Source organism: Cognatishimia maritima (genome assembly GCF_900129685.1).
Classification (GTDB): domain Bacteria; phylum Pseudomonadota; class Alphaproteobacteria; order Rhodobacterales; family Rhodobacteraceae; genus Cognatishimia; species Cognatishimia maritima.
This window is the reverse complement of the sequence record NZ_FQWM01000004.1, coordinates 98,661-112,900: the sequence shown is the minus strand read 5'-3', so window position 1 is coordinate 112,900 and position 14,240 is coordinate 98,661. Positions and strand designations below refer to the sequence as shown.

Annotated in this window: 12 protein-coding genes; 4 read left to right on the top strand and 8 right to left on the bottom strand. The window is 58.4% G+C overall.

The window, feature by feature from the left end:
- Window positions 1–3: 3 nt before the first annotated feature.
- Complete coding sequence (locus BUA39_RS10410) at window positions 4–1,035, bottom strand: MBL fold metallo-hydrolase (protein ID WP_072793150.1); 1,032 nt, start codon at window positions 1,033–1,035, stop codon at window positions 4–6.
- 5 nt (window positions 1,036–1,040) lie between these two features.
- Entirely contained in the window at window positions 1,041–2,753 is a 1,713-nt protein-coding gene (locus BUA39_RS10405; protein ID WP_072793149.1) for an acyl-CoA dehydrogenase family protein, read from the bottom strand.
- A 105-nt stretch (window positions 2,754–2,858) separates the two neighbouring features.
- Between BUA39_RS10405 and BUA39_RS10400 the strand changes: the two genes are divergently transcribed.
- On the top strand, window positions 2,859–3,809 hold the full coding sequence (locus tag BUA39_RS10400) for an L-threonylcarbamoyladenylate synthase (RefSeq protein ID WP_072793148.1): 951 nt from the start codon (window positions 2,859–2,861) through the stop codon (window positions 3,807–3,809).
- Here the strand turns inward: BUA39_RS10400 and BUA39_RS10395 are convergent.
- Window positions 3,806–4,381, bottom strand: coding sequence for a YqgE/AlgH family protein (locus BUA39_RS10395; RefSeq protein WP_072793147.1), 576 nt, complete (start codon window positions 4,379–4,381; stop codon window positions 3,806–3,808). The two genes, BUA39_RS10400 and BUA39_RS10395, sit on opposite strands and share 4 nt — an antisense overlap.
- Window positions 4,382–4,549: 168 nt before the next feature.
- On the opposite strand from BUA39_RS10395, the gene BUA39_RS10390 reads away from it, so the two are divergent.
- Window positions 4,550–5,365, top strand: a complete 816-nt coding sequence (locus BUA39_RS10390; RefSeq protein ID WP_072793146.1) for a protein-disulfide reductase DsbD domain-containing protein — start codon at window positions 4,550–4,552, stop codon at window positions 5,363–5,365.
- Here the strand turns inward: BUA39_RS10390 and BUA39_RS10385 are convergent.
- The 5 genes from BUA39_RS10385 to BUA39_RS10365 all read right to left on the bottom strand — a co-directional run bounded on the left by BUA39_RS10385 (window position 5,344) and on the right by BUA39_RS10365 (window position 12,413).
- Window positions 5,344–8,760 carry an efflux RND transporter permease subunit gene (locus BUA39_RS10385; RefSeq protein WP_072793145.1) on the bottom strand — a complete coding sequence of 1,139 codons (3,417 nt, stop codon included), beginning with the start codon at window positions 8,758–8,760 and terminating at the stop codon, window positions 5,344–5,346. The two genes, BUA39_RS10390 and BUA39_RS10385, sit on opposite strands and share 22 nt — an antisense overlap.
- Window positions 8,761–8,766: 6 nt before the next feature.
- Window positions 8,767–10,224 (bottom strand): efflux RND transporter periplasmic adaptor subunit, encoded by a 1,458-nt coding sequence (locus tag BUA39_RS10380; protein ID WP_072793144.1) that lies wholly within the window; start codon window positions 10,222–10,224, stop codon window positions 8,767–8,769.
- 228 nt (window positions 10,225–10,452) lie between these two features.
- A complete protein-coding gene (moaB, locus tag BUA39_RS10375) occupies window positions 10,453–11,001 on the bottom strand; it encodes a molybdenum cofactor biosynthesis protein B (RefSeq protein ID WP_072793143.1) in 549 nt (182 codons plus the stop codon).
- Window positions 11,001–11,621 (bottom strand): LysE family translocator, encoded by a 621-nt coding sequence (locus BUA39_RS10370; RefSeq protein ID WP_072793142.1) that lies wholly within the window; start codon window positions 11,619–11,621, stop codon window positions 11,001–11,003. The genes moaB and BUA39_RS10370 overlap by 1 nt, the downstream gene beginning before the upstream one ends.
- 9 nt (window positions 11,622–11,630) lie before the next feature.
- Window positions 11,631–12,413, bottom strand: a complete 783-nt coding sequence (locus BUA39_RS10365) for a uracil-DNA glycosylase (protein WP_072793141.1) — start codon at window positions 12,411–12,413, stop codon at window positions 11,631–11,633.
- A 130-nt stretch (window positions 12,414–12,543) separates the two neighbouring features.
- On the opposite strand from BUA39_RS10365, the gene BUA39_RS10360 reads away from it, so the two are divergent.
- A complete protein-coding gene (locus BUA39_RS10360) occupies window positions 12,544–13,497 on the top strand; it encodes an aspartate carbamoyltransferase catalytic subunit (RefSeq protein ID WP_072793140.1) in 954 nt (317 codons plus the stop codon).
- Window positions 13,498–13,612: 115 nt separating this feature from the next.
- Window positions 13,613–14,173, top strand: coding sequence for a hypothetical protein (locus BUA39_RS10355; protein WP_072793139.1), 561 nt, complete (start codon window positions 13,613–13,615; stop codon window positions 14,171–14,173).
- Window positions 14,174–14,240 lie beyond the last annotated feature (67 nt).

The following is a 14,240-nucleotide window of genomic DNA, read 5'->3' as shown; positions in this document are numbered from 1 at the left end:
GGATCAGTCCTTTTTTTGCCAAAGCCACGCCCCGTCCGAGCGTCGCTCTCGGCGGATGACCCCAAGATGATACAGATGGTTGAGATGCGCAAACGCTTCGACAAGGGCCAGACCGTACTCTCCCTTGCCAATCGAACGTTTGAAAAGCGGCGCAAAGCAATCGCCCGCAACGCGCGGTTCTTCAAGGTGCGCGGCAAGCCGGTCCAGCGCGCCATGGTGATTGTCGATCAGTTGACGCATGCGTGTGGGCAAGCCCGTGAAGGGGAGTTTGTGCCCGCCCAGCACCAATTGATCCGCGCGCGCAAATTGCGAAAGCCGCTCGCAGGCTTCCAGCCAATCGGCCACCGGATCAGCCTCTGGTTCAGTCGCATAAACCCCGATATTGGAGCTGATCGAAGGCAGAATTTGATCGCCTGAGATCACGAGGTTGTCATCTCGTGACCACAGCGTCAGGTGCTCTGGCGCGTGGCCATTGCCGATATGCACGTCCCAATCACGCCCACCAAGACGAATCACATCATCCTGTTTGATCCGCCGAAACCCCAATGGCATGGGATAGACGACGTCCGCAAAGTTGAAGGGCCGTTCTGATTTTCGTTCGTCAAAAATGGCCTGATCCATGCCTGCCGACAGGTAGAAATCCAGCGTTTCTTGGCGCGGCACCGCTTGTTCATCAAGCTGCAACATGCGTGCAAAAAGCCATGCTGTGCGTGTGGTCCAAAGCGTTGCGCCATGTTCTGACTGAAACCAGCCAGCAAGCCCCACGTGATCTGGGTGGTGGTGGGTCACAATCACACGCGAAACGGGTTTGTCGCCCAAAGGCCCGGCCAACAATTTTTGCCAAATCGCCCGACCACGGCGCGTTGAAAACCCCGTGTCGATGATCGTCCAGCTGTCGCCTTCGTCCACCGCGTAAACGTTCACATGATCCAACGCCATTGGCAGAGGCAGGCGCATCCAGAGGATACCTTCTGCAACTTCAATTGCCTCACCCTCTGTGGGCGGCGTTTCCCATGGGTAACGTATCCCTGTCATCTTATTCACGCGGCAAAGTCATCGTCGCTCAGGGCGTAAAGGTCTTTGGCACCCTGTGTTGCATGTGCCAGATGCCCCGTGTGTTCAGGCAACAGCCGCTTGATATAGAACCGCGCCAGTCGCGTGCGCGGCCCTTCCTCGGCCTCTGAACAGGCCGCTTTCAGGTGATAATGCGCGCCCAAAACGCGGGCAAAGCCTGCAAGGTATGGCACCGCCCCCGCGAAACGTTCATTCAGTTCAGACTGGGTCACCATCCACTCTGTGGCCTCGCGCAAGGATTCGGTCGCTTGCCAGACCTGTTCGGCCATATTCGGGCGTGTCCCGCGCGCAGTTTCCGCAAAACTTTCGATTTCATCGATCAGCGCGTAGGCCGCATCGCCCCCGTCCATCAGCTTGCGCGCGACAAGGTCCATGGACTGGATGCCGTTCGTGCCTTCATAGATCGAAGTGATCCGCACATCGCGCGCGAATTGGGCCGCGCCGGTTTCCTCGATAAAGCCCATGCCACCATGCACTTGGATGCCCAGATCGGCGACCTTGATACCGGTATCTGTGCCAAACGCCTTCGCAATCGGCGTCAGAAAGGCCGCGCGCGCTTTCCAATCATCTTGGCCAGTCGCGTGACCCATATCGATGGCTAAGGCGCTTTCAAGGGCAATCGCGCGCGCCGCAAAGGTTTCGGCCTTCATCGTTGCCAACATGCGCCGCACATCTGCATGACCGATGATCGGCCCCTCACCCACAGGCGTGCGCCCTTGCTTGCGCTCCGTCGCGTAGGCCAATGCGTGTTGATAGGCCCCTTCGGCAATGCCAACACCTTGCCCGCCCACACACAGCCGCGCGTTGTTCATCATGGTGAACATGCATTTCATGCCGTCATGTTCTTGACCAACAAGCCAGCCTGTCGCGCCGTCATACTGCATCACCGCAGTCGGAGAGCCGTGGATGCCCATCTTGTGCTCTAGGCTGACCACTTTCAAATTGTTCGCGACGCCCAGTTCGCCGTTCTCGTCCGGCAGAATACGCGGCACCAGAAAAAGGCTGATCCCCTTGGTGCCTTTTCCGCCGTCAGGCAGGCGCGCCAAGACCAGATGCACGGTGTTTTCGGTGAAGTCACAATCGCCCCATGTGATGAAAATCTTCTGCCCGGTGATGGCGTAGGTCCCATCCTCATTACGGGTTGCCCGTGTGGACAATGCGCCAACGTCCGACCCGGCCTGCGGTTCTGTCAGGTTCATCGTGCCGTTCCACGCACCGGAATTCAGCTTTGGCAGGTAAAGTTCTTTGATTTGTTCGGTGCCATGCACTTCCAAGGCTTCGATATGGCCTTGGGTCAGCAAAGGGTTCAATTGCAGCGCGAGGTTCGTGGCTGCGGTCATTTCATTCACCGCCATCGTCACAGTGAACGGCAGGCCCATGCCGCCAAATTCTGGATCCGCCGAGGTTGATATCCAGCCGCCTTCAGCCAATGCCTGAAAGGCTTCCGCAAAACCCGGAGAACTGCGCACGCGGCCATTTTCCAGCACCGCCGGGGTCAAATCTCCATTGCGGCGCGTCGGTGCAAGCACATCCTCACTTAGACGGCCTGCCTCCGACAGGATCGCGCCGATCGTGTCCTGATCCAGATCGGCATATTTCTCAGTCTTGCTCAGTTGCATCAGGTTGATCAACTTGTCGAAGATAAACTGGTACTCGCCCGTTGGCGCACGATATGTCATGCTGGGACCCCTAATCGGTTGGCTTTGTTTCGTAGGGCTTGTATGCAGCCCAGATCACCATAGAAACGTCAATTCCGACCGCCTACCCTAACGCAGCGTCAAAAAATGAATGACCTAACGACCGAAGTTTTGTCCCCGGATGCCGCGAGTTTTACTCGCGCTGCAGCACTTTGGGCAGATGGTGGGCTGGTAGCTCTGCCAACAGAGACAGTCTATGGGCTTGGCGCAGATGCGCGCAATGACCTTGCGGTGGCCCGGATATTTGAAGCGAAAGGCAGACCCCATTTCAATCCGCTGATTGTGCATGTTGTTAGCGTCGAACACGCACGCACTTTGGTCATTTGGAATGACCTTGCAGATCGGCTGGCCAGCGCGTTCTGGCCCGGTCCGCTGACGCTGGTGCTGCCCATTCGCGATCAGGCGGGGCTGTCACCATTGGTTACGGCTGGTCTGCGCTCTTTAGCCATTCGCATGCCAGCAAACGACACTGCGCGCGGGCTGTTGCAGACGTTCGGAGGCCCTATCGCGGCGCCATCAGCGAACCCTTCCGGCAAGATCAGTCCGACCTCGGCAGAGCACGTGATGGCGGGCTTAGGTGGTCGCATAGAAGCGGTCGTTGATGGCGGCACTTGCGATGTCGGTTTGGAAAGCACAATTGTCGGCCTCACCGACACGCCCATTCTATTGCGCCCCGGCGGGTTGCCCAAAGAAGCCTTGGAAAGCGCACTCGGCCAGCCCCTAGCGCAGCATACGGCGGCGGACCCGTTGGTCGCGCCGGGTCAGATGACATCGCATTACGCCCCGGGCGCAAAGGTACGCCTGAACGCCACACAGAAAGAACCTGACGAGGTCATGCTTGGGTTTGGCAATGTCGACTGCGATCTGAATCTGTCAGAAGCCGGTGACCTTCGCGAGGCGGCGGCCAATCTGTTCCACCACCTGCATGCACTTGATGCGACGGGCGCCAAGGGCATCGCGGTCGCGCCTGTGCCAAATCACGGGCTGGGTGCCGCGATCAACGATCGACTGCAACGCGCCGCCGCACCGCGCGACTAAGCGTGTCCGGCGCTGGCTGAGAGCGTCAGCGGGTCGACCCCAAGCGTTTTCAATGCCGCGCCCCATTTCTGATCGTCCGCTATATCAAAGACCAACTCGAACCCGGCATCACAAATCAACCAACCGTTGTCGGCGATCTCTGCCTCCAATTGCCCCGGACCCCAGCCGCTATAGCCCAAGGCCATCAAGGCTTTGTCCGGCCCTTTGCCCTGTGCCATTTCTTCAAGCACATCCAGCGTCGCGGTCATCGAAAAGAATTCATCCACTGGCAAGGTTGAGATTTGTGACCGATACTCTGCCGAATGCAACACAAAACCGCGCCCACCTTCGACCGGACCGCCAAAATGCAAGGGCATCGGGCGGTTTCCCTGAGTTTCCTTGATCGACAGTTGTTCCAGCAGATCACTAAAGGTCATCTTGCCCATGGTTTTGTTGACGATCAGCCCCATGGCCCCGTCAGCGCTATGGGCGCACATATAGACGATGGAATGTGCAAAGCGCGGGTCACCCATCCCCGGCATCGCAATCAGGATTTTTCCGGTCAGATCAAGTTCTTCGGTTGCAAGTGGCAAGCCAGAATATCCTTTCACTTCTTCTCGTTACTCCAATGTGAGGGCTAATGTTGATGCGCGCAAGTCCAGCTTCGAGATTGTGGTATCAATGGAACGTTTGAATGGCCGACACATCTACTCGCCGGAATGTGAATTGGCATTTACCAACTGATCGCGCATGTCTGACTTATGTTCAATTTTCGCGCTGCGACTCTGTTCGCCCTTTTGACCCTACCATTTACGCCCCTGCCAGTTACGGCTCAGGGCTATGAGACGCCTGTAACGGCAGAAATTCTGCCCGGCTGGCGGGACGAGAGCGGTGTGCATCGGGCGGCCATTCGATTTCGACTGAAAGACGGCTGGAAGACCTATTGGCGGTCTCCGGGCGACGCAGGTATTCCACCGCGTTTTACGTGGTCCGGGTCGCGCAATCTGCGCAGCCTAGAGGTGGTTTGGCCAACGCCGGAAATATTGGACCAAGGCGGAATGATTTCTCTTGGGTATGCCAACGAAGTCGTGGTGCCGCTTGTGATTGACCCAAAACGAGCAGGCAAGGACATCGTTTTGCAGGGACAGCTTGAGATCGGGGTTTGCAAAGACATCTGCATTCCCGAGTCCATCGGCATCAGCGCGCGCTTACCCGGCGATGCGACCTCCGCCGAAACCACAATTTCGGTTGCGCTAAATGATCGCCCCTATTCTGCGCAAGAAGCCGAGGTTTCCGCAGCTACCTGTGACGTCAAGCCAAGCGACGATGGTATGAAAATCACTGCGCGCATTCACATGCCGTCTGCCGGTGGGAATGAATTCACTGTCGTTGAAACCGACAACCCGATGCTTTGGGTGGCAGAGGCGACCTCACAGCGCAAAGGCGGCACGCTGCATGTCTCAACTGAGGTGATCCATGTGGAAGATCAGGCGTTTCTGCTGAACCGGTCAGGCCTGCGTTTCACCGTGCTTGGCAGCGACCATGCGGTTGATATTCAAGGCTGTTCCGCCGGCTGAGTGCTGGTGCGCCGCGTAGCTTGAAGCAGGGCGGCAATCACATAAATCAGTGCAGAAATCACGGCAGCGCCTACAACGAACATGAGCCAAACAGGCATCAGCCCTGCTGACTGATCAGACGACATAAGGCTCTGCAAGATCGGGTGAGGGCTTTGGTAAGCAGCAAACCAGCCCAACGTCAGGGCCAACCAACCCAGCACCATCACTGATCCAAGCAGCACCCAAGCACGAATGGACCGCCCAGCGCGTGACCGTGCGCGCGTCGCGCGCCTGTAGGAGGTTAGCATCTTTCCAATATCCTGCTGCGCTGCCAGCAAGCTCGGCACAATCAACAGCACCAGAACGACCCCGAACCCCAGACCATAGACCAGCGTAATTACAGTCGGCTTCAAGAATTGCGCCTGCTGAGACCGTTCAAACAGCAGAGGCGTCAGGCCAAGCACGGTTGTCAATGTCGTCAGCATGACCGGCCGCAACCGCTCTGCCGTGCCTTCGATGATCGACGGAATAATCGCCCGTTCTTTCGCATAGCCATCAATGGTGGTCACCAGGACGATGGAGTCGTTGATGATAATGCCCGTCATGCCCAATAGCCCCACAACCGAGAACATCGACAGCGGCACGTCGTGGTAGTGATGACCCCAAATGACCCCCACGAGACCAAAGGGAATGACCGCCATCACAACTAGGGGCCGCGTCCAGCTGGCAAAGACCCAAGCCAGCACAAGATAAATGCCTGCAAGACACAGGATCAGACCGGTGCGCGCGTCGTTCAAAAAGCTGCTTTCTTGCTCGGCCAAACCCGCTAGGCGCCAGTCCACCTGTCGGTCTGCGGCGATCTGAGGCAAGATGCGCTCTTCTAGATCCGTCTCGATCAAAGCTGCGCGGTCGGCGTCGTCTTCGGAAATGTCCCCTATGACAGAGATCAGGCGCACGCCGTTTTCGCGCCTGACCGTCGAAAAGCCGATCCGGCGGTCAACACTGACGATATCCGCCAACGCCACATAGCTGCCCGTAGGCGTGCGCATCATTGTGCGTTCAAGAAAGTCCGCGGTTTGTTCACTGTCTGGCAGGGTCACACGTATGCTCGCCGTGCGTGGTCCGTCGGGATAGGTTGCGGCCTCGATGCCGTTCAATCGGTGGCGCAGGACGCGCCCCAAATCGTCAATGGTGAACCCAAGCGCCGCCCCTTGTGGGGTCAGATCAAGGATCAACTCTTCTTTGTCATATGGCAGCGTGTCCTCGACCGCTGGCACCTCTGGATAGGCCGAAAGCGCGGCTTTCAAATCTTCTGAAGCGGCTTTCAGGGTCTCGCTGTCAGAGCCAAAAAACTGCACATCCAGTGAATCCCCTCCGGGACCAGAGCGCCAGCCCCGGAAGCTGACGGTTTCGGCCAAGGGGTGCTCTTGCACCCGATCCTGCAGCGCCGCGACAAAGGCAAAGCTGGAATAGGGTCGCAGGTCAGCATCGATCAGTTCAATTGCAATACCGCCAAGCTGATCTGGGGTCCGGTTTTCAGACCCTTCCAATCCTCGGCCCGTGTTGCCGCCAATTTCAGCCATCACCAAGGCCAGCGGATTGCGCCCGTGTTCGGCTTCGTATTCGGCGGCGACTTCTTCGGTGGCCCGCTGCAATTCGCGCATCATGGCAAGGGAGTCGGCGCGCGTTGCATCGGCGGACATCATAAAGTTGCCGGTCACAGACCCTTGTTCAGGCGCATTGAAAAACCGCCAACGGACCTCTCCGCTTGCAAACAAGCTGGCTTGTATGGCGAGCGCCAGAACAACGGCGGCCAGCACCGGATAACGCGCCCAGATCACAAAGCGCATAAACAGCCGGAACGGACCGTCGCGAAAACGGCGGAACCCCGCATTCACAACGCGACTGGGCCAGTCGTACCAATGGTGTTTCGCGCTGTGCACCAGCGCGTGGCGCATGTGGTTCGGCAGGATCAAAAAGCATTCAATCAGCGAGGCCGTCAGCACCAGAATGACCGTCATTGGAATATCGATGATCAGATCGCCAAACCGCCCGCCAATCGCGGTCAGGCCAAAGAAGGCGATGATCGTCGTCAGCGTGGCCGAAAAAACAGGCAGCGCCATACGGCGCGCGGCATTCTCGGCAGCCTCTGCGGGGCTTTCGCCAAACCGCCGCGCGCGCATGTCGGCGTGCTCGCCAACAACAATCGCGTCGTCCACAACGATCCCAAGGGTGATGATCAACCCAAAAAGCGAGATCATATTGAGCGTGATCCCCGCCGCATACATCAGCGCGATGGCAGCGCACATGGCCACAGGAATGCCTGCCGCGACCCAGAAGGCTATGCGTGCATTCAGGAACAAAAACAGCAACATCACGACAAGGCCAAGTCCCATAAGGCCATTGTCCAACAGCAGGTTCAAACGCCCGCTGATCGCCTCTGCCCGCGTGCGAATCAGGTCGATGGTGACACCCGCAGGCACAGTTTCCTGCAGCGTATCTGCGACACGTTGAACGCTTTCCTGAATCCCAATGGCATCGCCCTGAGCAGATCGGTCCACCCGCACTGAAATGGCCGGGTTTTCGCCGACAAAGTAACTGCGGTTACGATCTGCGCCCTCGACCGTTATGGTCGCCACATCCCCAATTGTCAGCGACGATCCATCCGTTTCAGAACGCAAAACGATGGCTGATATCTGTTCCGCGCTGCGTTTGGCGACCCCGGTACGCACCCGCGAATTCGCGCCAGAGACATCCCCTGCGGGGTCTGCGCTGACCTCGGCAGCGATGGCCGCCGCGATCTCTGCCATGCTGATGTCGTGTTGGATCAGATTGACAGAGGGCACTTCGATGATCGTGCGGGGCGCTGCAATCCCGCGAATTGTGCTGCGTGTGACCCCTTCGGCAAAAAGCCTAACGACAAATTCGTCCGCGAACCGTCCCAGCGTTTCCGGGTCCAGCGGGCCTGCAATGACCACATCGGTCACGCGATCTCGCCAAGCACCTCGGGTGACGGTGGGGTCGTCCGCGTCGTCGGGCAGAGTGGATACGGCATCCACTGCGTCCTGCACATTGTTTGCTGCCCGCGCCATGTCCCAGCCAGGTTCAAACTCCATCGTGATCCGCGCCGAGCCTTCCGAAGCACGCGCCACGGTCGACTCGACCCCTTCGACGGCCAAAAGCGCCGGTTCAAGCACCTGCACAATGGCAAGATCAATATCTTCCGCGCCAGCGCCATCCCAGCGAACCGAAACGGTGACGTCATCGATGATGACATCCGGGAAAAACTGCGCGCGCATCTGGGGTGCGGCTGCAAACCCTGCGATCAACAGCAAGACAAGCAGCAGGTTGGCCGCCGTCCCGTGGCGCGTGAAATAGGATAGGATACCTTGGGCAGAGGCCGGGATTTCGCGCATCTCGTATTAGCCCCCCATCCGCTGCTCTAGACGATTGACCATCTGCGCGGGCACAGTTGGGGCCGCGAGTTGTTCCAAGAGCTGCGCCTTGCGGTCATCAGGTAGCCGGGTATTGCCCTGCACGAAAGCAACCAATTTGGCGCGCTGTTCCTCTGTCAGTTCAACCATATCGGGCGTCGGCTCTGGCGCTTGTTCACCTAACCCAACGGGTTTGACACGCACGCCTGCACCCAGAACCGGCGTCAAGCGCGTGACAACAGAGGCCCCGGCAATCCGGTCTGCGGAAACAAGAATGTCATCGCCTTGCCGACGCAGAAGCTTGACCGGGACTGCCTGCAACCGTTCTCCATCTCCGACCACCATGACTCGTCCTTGCGGATCAAGCGCTGCAGCAGGCAGGGTGACCACATTGGGCAAAGGCGGTTCGCTGATCGCGACACTGACAAAATCGCCGGGTTTCAGCCCCCGCGCCTCTGAGAGCGTCGCAAAAATCAGGCGCCCGGTTTGTCCCTCACCCACCGCGGCACTGTCTCGGCTGATCTGACCTGAGGCTTGCAGGATCAAGCCAGCCACATCCAGTTGAACCGTGACTTCTGCCGGGCGCAGCCGCCCTGCTTCATCCAACAGTCGCGCGTATTGGGCGGTCGAAACTCGGAAAGAGACCTCAAGCGCATCGGGATCAATCAAACGGGCCAGCCGTTCGTTGGCAGACACCAGCCCGCCTTCAATCACGGACACCTTGGACAAGGCGCCGGAGAAGCTTGCGGTGATCTGTCGGTCGGCCAAATTGCGCGCCGCTTCGGCTTCGGCAATCTTGGCACGTGCCACCTGCGTTTCGGATTGATCAATGCGCGCCTCAAGCTGGGCGATGGATTGCCGCCGCGCGAGTTCCTGTTGTCGGGCATTGGACAGGTTCAGTTCTGCTGTTTCAATCGCCGCCTCTGTTCCGACACCACGTGTTTCAAGGTCTTTTTGCCGTGCAAGCGCACGCTCTCGTAACTCTAGCTGCGCCTGGGCGGACGCCCAATCTTCTTGGGCGAGTTCCAGCGCCCGCTTGGCTTCGGCCTGTTCTGACAGTGCCGCACGTAGGTCCGTTTCAACCCGCGCCAAAGCGTCCTGTGCTTCATCCGTGTCAAACCGCGCCAGCAGTTGGCCTTTTTCGACCCGCCCGCCCTCTTGGAAATTCGGCGCAAGTTCGGTCAGCGTGCCGCCTGTCGCCGCACGAATATCCAAGGTGCGCTGGCTTTGGATTTCGCCGAAGGCTGTCATTTTGGGGGCGGCCGTGGCTGGCTCTGCCAGTTGAACGTTTGCTGTAAAGACCCGTTCCCGAGCCTGTGGGGCGCGACGCTCTTGCGACATGCGGTCAGACAGCGAGGCTGTAAAGACCTGCACCGCTGCAATCAACAACCCAACCGTCACTGCGAACAGGAACAGGCCCATTAAACTTTGCCTTAGAAAACGCATCTGGTCTCCTTGCACTGCAGGCAGGTTGCCAGCCTGCCGCCACGCATGTCTTTCACGTCCGAATCGTCGCGCAGGCCATGTCTAAGCCACGCGCGTGATCCCTGCCCTAAACCTGTTCCGATTTCGTCAAATTGCAAAGGGTCATTCACGTGATACGGGCCAAAGCCCGGTTTCCGTCGCGCATTTGTGACCGATCTTGCTGCTCAAAGACATAACGGGGGCCGGGCGCTACCCTTTGCTGCGTTTCAAATGTTCATCCAGTCGCGGCAGGATTTCGACGAAATTGCAGGGCATGTGGCGGTAATCCAGCTGAAATTGCAGGATTTCATCCCAAGCGTCTTTGCAGGCCCCGGTGCTGCCGGGCAGCGCAAACAGATAAGTTCCATTGGCCACCCCACCTGTCGCGCGACTTTGAACTGCTGACGTACCGATTTTTTTCATCGAGACCATGGTGAAGACGGTGCCAAAGGCCTCGATCTCTTTTTCATAGACGTCGCGGTGCGCTTCGACGGTGACGTCTCGCCCGGTCAGACCGGTGCCGCCTGTTGAGATGATCACGTCGATCTCAGCGTTTTCGCACCAAGCACGCAATTGATCCGCGATCTCTGCCCGCTCATCTTTCAGGATCACACGATCAGCAAGGATGTGCCCCGCCGCTTCCAGACGTGCGACAAGCGTATCGCCGCTTTTGTCCTGATCCAGACCACGCGTATCGCTGACGGTCAGGATCGCAATGCGGACAGGTAGAAACGGGCGGCTTTCGTCGATACGAGACACTAGGCTTTCTCCATAATGGCAAGGCGCGCGGCGAGGCCTGCGAATATCGCGGCGGTCACATAGCCAATGCCGCGTTGGAATTTCGGGGAACCGGTCAACACACGCCCCATGCCACCTGAAAACGCCCCGACCAATGCGTTCACGATGAAACCGCCGAAGGCGATGATCGCGCCAAGGCTAATGAATTGCAAAAGGACATGTCCCTGCGTCGGGTCGACAAACTGGGGCACAAAGGCCAGCACAAAAAGGATCACCTTGGGATTGCTGAGATTGACAAAGAACCCCTGACGGAATGCCTTTCCTGCGGACAGCGGTTTTACTTTGGATTGGTCCGCAGCCCCACCGCGCAACGCGCCAACTGCCAGCCACAGCAAATAGGCGACCCCGACCCAACGGATCAAGTCAAACACCCATGGCAGGGTCGCGACCAAGGCCCCTAGACCCAAACCGGCAAGCGTCACATGCACCATAGAACCCATCGAAATGCCTGCACTGGCGGCGACAGCGGCACGGGTGCCGGACCGCAGGCCCTGCCCAAGGCAAAACATCATATCGGCACCCGGCGTCAGGTTCAGAGCCAAGGCAGCCGGGATGAAGGCAAGGAAAAGGTAGAAGTCCATGAAACGCGCCTACCCCAGGCTTTTAAGCTTGGCTTTGAGGTCGAGCAGATCGGCCCAAGCCTCGCGTTTCATATGTGGGCTGCGTAGCAGGAAGGCCGGGTGGAACATTGGCAAGACTGGGCGACCCAGCGCCTCGACCCATTGCCCGCGTAGGCGCGTGATCCCACGCTTTCCAAGCACACCATGGCAGGCGATATTGCCCATCAGAACCACAACATCCGGGTCCACCAACTCAACATGACGCCGCACAAAGGGCATCATCATAAAAATTTCTTCGGGCTGCGGATCGCGGTTTTGCGGCGGACGCCAGGGCAGAACATTGGTGATGTAAACCGCCGCGTCCTTGTCTTCAGACGTGCGGTCCATGTCGATGGCCGCCAGCATCTTATCCAAAAGCTGCCCGGCGCGACCCACAAAAGGTCGCCCGATGCGGTCCTCATCACGTCCCGGTGCCTCGCCGATGATCATGACCCGCGCGCTCGGGTGGCCGTCACTAAAGACAAGGGACCGCGCTCCGCGTTTCAGGGCGCAGTGATCGAAATTGGCAATTGCAGCCTTCAATTGCTTTAGATCGCCCGCTTGCTGGGCCAAGGTCTTTGCGACCTCCACCGGGTCAACAGCGTCTTCTTTGACCGGCGCAGCTGGTTCGGCTGCTTTGGCGACGGGTTGGGCTTTCTTTTCTGGAATTTCATAACGGTTGACCGGCGCATCCAAGATCGCCTCGGTCGCGCCAAGTTCGACCTGCCACTCCAGCAAGGCTTTCGCCGTGTGAAAATCCAACCCTGATTCCATGACACCCACCCTAGCCTGCCCGCCTGACCGCGAAAACCGGAAACGCATATCTCATCAGCGCAACCTGCCCGCTTGCCCCAAACGCACGAGCTACCTATAAGCGGCGCAGATCAAAGCAAGGAGCCGCGCGATGTTTCGTCAAAAGCATCTTCTGGGGATCGAGCATCTGCACCCCCAAGAGATCACCACCCTTCTTGATCTGGCGGATCAATATGTGGATCTGAACCGTCAGGATGTGAAACATTCCGAAGCCCTGCGCGGCCTCACGCAGATCAATATGTTCTTTGAAAACTCCACCCGCACGCAGGCGAGTTTTGAAATCGCAGGCAAACGTCTGGGTGCCGATGTGATGAACATGGCGATGCAGGCGAGTTCGATCAAAAAGGGTGAGACCCTGATCGATACCGCGATGACGCTGAACGCGATGCATCCTGATTTGCTGGTCGTCCGCCATCCGCACTCCGGCGCGGTGGACCTGCTTGCGCAGAAAGTGAACTGTGCGGTTCTAAATGCGGGCGACGGCAAACACGAACACCCGACACAGGCCTTGCTGGATGCATTGACCATCCGGCGCGCGAAAGGGCGTTTGCACCGTCTGAACGTGGCGATTTGCGGCGACATCAGCCACAGCCGTGTCGCGCGCTCAAACCTGATCTTGCTTGGGAAAATGGAAAACCGCGTGCGCCTTGTCGGCCCGCCCACGTTGATGCCCAGCCAGATCGACCAGTTCGGCGTCGAAGTCTTTGAGGACATGGCCGAAGGTCTGAAAGACGTCGATGTCGTGATGATGCTGCGCCTGCAACGCGAACGTATGGACGGCGGGTTTATCCCATCTGAGCGCGAATATTATCACCGCTATGGTCTGGACGCCGAGAAACTCGCCTATGCCAAAGACGACGCCATCGTGATGCATCCTGGGCCGATGAACCGTGGTGTTGAAATTGATGGGGAACTCGCAGACGACATCAATCGTTCTGTTATACAAGAGCAAGTCGAAATGGGGGTCGCCGTCCGCATGGCTGCCATGGACCTGCTGGCCCGCAACCTGCGCGCTGAACGGCAGAACAAACCCGTGGAGGTCTAAGATGGAAGACCCTAAAGACCCGAAGATGAGTGGCCGGGTGGCCATGATTGCCCTTTTGGTGATGTTTGGGCTGGTCGGCTTGATGGTTTGGGTCGCTGGCTGACGGAGGTCGACTATGGCAGAACAGATGAGCGTCAGTTCACAGGAACATGGGCTTGTCCGGGTTTTTGCCGTTGATCTGCCCGCCGAAGACATCGCAGCTTTCAAGGAACGCACTCTGAGCGGAGATCAGGAACGCTGGCCCCTGCGCAGCGCATTAGGCGCGACGTACCTTGACGAAGATTTCATTGAATTGTTCGACGTGGCTGACCTCGAAGAGCTTGGCTTGTCAGGCTATATGGCGCAGGGATTGGGCATCGCTGCCGATGAAATCACAGAAGCGCGGCGGCAGCTTGATACCGTCGAAGGATACGTGCTGATCGTCCTTTCCAAGGCCTTTGACGGGGTCAAGCAGACGCTCACGCCGCGCAGGCCGCTGCGCTGGATTGGGACGTTCAAAGAAGAAGGTGCGGGCGTGCAGTTCAAGCCTCTGCAAAGCGAAGCGGCCAAGGGCAGCGTCTCTGACACACCGAACGCCAAAACGAAAAACCCTCATCTCATGGTGATGGCTGCCATTCTGGCGTTGCCGATCCTCATCACCCTGATCGCATTGATAGTTTGGTTGATCGCTTGGTAGCCGTGGCCGTGGAAAACCTTGACGAAGACCGCACAAACCGGCATGTCGCCCATGCGCGGCGCGCGGG